Origin of the sequence: Cellulomonas sp. IC4_254 (assembly GCF_011603975.1) — a bacterium.
Taxonomy (GTDB): Bacteria; Actinomycetota; Actinomycetes; order Actinomycetales; family Cellulomonadaceae; genus Cellulomonas.
The window spans coordinates 1-2,341 of sequence record NZ_JAANNB010000325.1 but is presented as its reverse complement, the minus strand read 5'-3'; the positions used below and the strand labels follow the sequence as shown (position 1 = coordinate 2,341).

The 2,341-nt window shown below is 78.2% G+C and carries 2 protein-coding genes; both read right to left on the bottom strand.

Going from position 1 to position 2,341, the window contains the following annotated elements; genetic code table 11:
* Nucleotides 1-15: 15 nt before the first annotated feature.
* On the bottom strand, nt 16-996 hold the full coding sequence (locus G6556_RS18420; RefSeq protein ID WP_166944551.1) for an ACP S-malonyltransferase: 981 nt from the start codon (nt 994-996) through the stop codon (nt 16-18).
* A 173-nt stretch (nt 997-1,169) separates the two neighbouring features.
* Entirely contained in the window at nt 1,170-2,339 is a 1,170-nt protein-coding gene (locus G6556_RS18415; protein WP_166944549.1) for a helix-turn-helix domain-containing protein, read from the bottom strand.
* Between the last annotated feature and the right edge of the window lie 2 nt (nt 2,340-2,341).

Here is a 2,341-nt window from a genome sequence, read left to right as displayed (position 1 = left end):
TCAGGGTGGGGCGGGTCACTTCGCGGTCTCCCGGGAGTCGTCGGTCGTGGGCGCGGCGCCGGGGGTCGCGGTGTGGCGGGCGACCAGGTCCCGGGCGGCGGGCAGGTCGGCCGGCGAGGTGATCGCGACCGTCTCCACCCCGGGCAGGCTACGCCGGGCCAGGCCCTTGAGCACACCACCGGGGGCGAGCTCGAGCAGGCCGGTCACGCCCAGCTCCGCGAGGGTCGCCTGGCACAGGTCCCAGCGCACCGGCGAGGCGATCTGCGACACCAGGCGGGCCACCACGTCGGCGCCGGCGGCGTCCGGACCGAAGGCGGTGCCGTCGGCGTTGGTGAGCAGCGTCACGCGCGGGGACGCGGCGGCGGCCTCGGCGGCGACGGCGGCGAACGCGTCGCGGGCGGGCTGCATGAACGGGGTGTGGAACGCGCCGGCGACCGCCAGCGGGACGACCCGGGCGCGGACCGGCGGGTTCTCCGCGAACCGGGCCAGCGCGTCCTGCGCACCGGCGGCGACGACCTGGCCGCCGCCGTTGACGTTGGCGGGCCACAGGCCGGCGGCCTCGATCGCGGCGAGCACCTCGTCCGGGTCTCCGCCGAGGACGGCGGTCATGCCGGTCGGCTCGGCGGCCGCGGCCTCGGCCATGAACCGGGCGCGCTGCCCGACCAGGGCCACCGCGGCGGCGTCGTCCAGCACGCCCGCGACGGCCGCGGCGGCGAACTCGCCGACCGAGTGCCCCGCCGTGGCGCCGGCCGCGACCGGGCCGCCCTCGTCCTCCAGCGCGCGCAGCGCGAGGAGGGAGGTCGACACGATGAGGGGCTGGGCCACCGCGGTGTCGCGGATGGTGTCGGCGTCGGAGGTCGTCCCGTGCGCCGTCAGGTCGACGCCCGAGGCCTCCGAGAAGGCCGCCAGGCGGTCGGCGGATCCGGGCAGCTCGAGCCAGGGGGCGAGCATTCCGGGGGTCTGGGCGCCCTGTCCGGGGCAGACGATCGCGAGCACCCGACCACTCTGCCGGGCGGCGCGCCCGGTGCCCGCTCACGACCCGCACACCGTTGCCGGGTCCGACTTGTCCGGGTCCCACAACGCCTGCGGGCGCCGAGTTCGGCAGCGCGGTGCCGAGCTCGGCAGCTCCAGGTGCCGAACTCGGTCGCGGAGTGCCGAACTCGCGGGCGTCAGGCGCCGGGGTGGTCCAGGCGGCCGACCGCCAGAGCCTGCTGCAGGACGTACGCCTCGCGCGGGTCGAGGGGGTCCCAGCCGGTGACCTCGGCGACGCGGCGCAGGCGGTACCGGACGGTGTTCGGGTGCACGTAGAGCGTGCGGGCCGCGGCCTCGAGGCTCCGGCCCGCCGCGAGGTACGCGGTCAGGGTCTCCAGCAGGCTGCCGGTGCTGGCGAGCAGCGGGACGTACGCCTGCTCGACGAGCAGCGCGCGGGCGCTGGCGTCGCCGACCAGCACGCGCTCGGGCAGCAGGTCGTCGGCGAGCACCGGGCGCGGCGCCTGCGGCCACGCCGAGATGGCGGCCAGCCCGGCGAGCGCGGCGCGCGCGGACCGGGCGGCGTCCGCGAGGTCCGCGCCGGTCGGGCCGAGCACCACGGGCCCGGGGCCGAACCGGGGGATCAGCGACGCGGCGGCCTCGCGCAGGTCGCCGGTCCCGCCGAGGAACACGACGAGGCGGTCGCCCTGGATGCCGACGAGCGCGTCGTCCGCGGCACGGCGGGTCGCGCGGCGCAGGTCGGACGTGCGGACGTCGTCCAGCGGGGAGGCGGTCGTGCCGACGACGACCAGGGTGCTGCCGCGGCCGCTCCAGCCGAGCGCCGCGACCCGGGACCGCAGCGAGTCGTCCACGTCGCCGCGGAGCAGCGCGTCCACGACGAGCGCCTCCAGCCGGGCGTCCCAGGCGCCGCGGACCTCCGCGGCGCGGGCGTAGACCTCGGCGGCGGAGAACGCCACCTCGCGGGAGTAGCGGAGCACCGCCTCCAGCAGGTCGCGCTCGCCGCCCGGGGCCGCCAGCCGGTCGCTGTGCGACTCCACGACGTCGACGACGACGCGGACCAGCTGCAGCGTGTGCTGCAGCGAGATCGACCGGGTCAGCTCGGGCGGCGCGGTCGCGAAGATCTCGCCGACGCCGTGCGGCGGGCGGGACGGGTCGGCGAACCACGTGACGAAGGCCGTGATGCCGGCCTGCGCGACGAGGCCGACCCAGGAGCGGTCGTCGGCGGGCAGGGCGCGGTACCAGTCGAGGTCCTCGTCCAGCCGGCGCATCGCGGCCGCGGCCAGCACGCCGCTGCCCTCGCGGACCCGGCGCAGCGTCTCGCCGTTGCTCGCGTCGGGCGCGGTGGCGATCC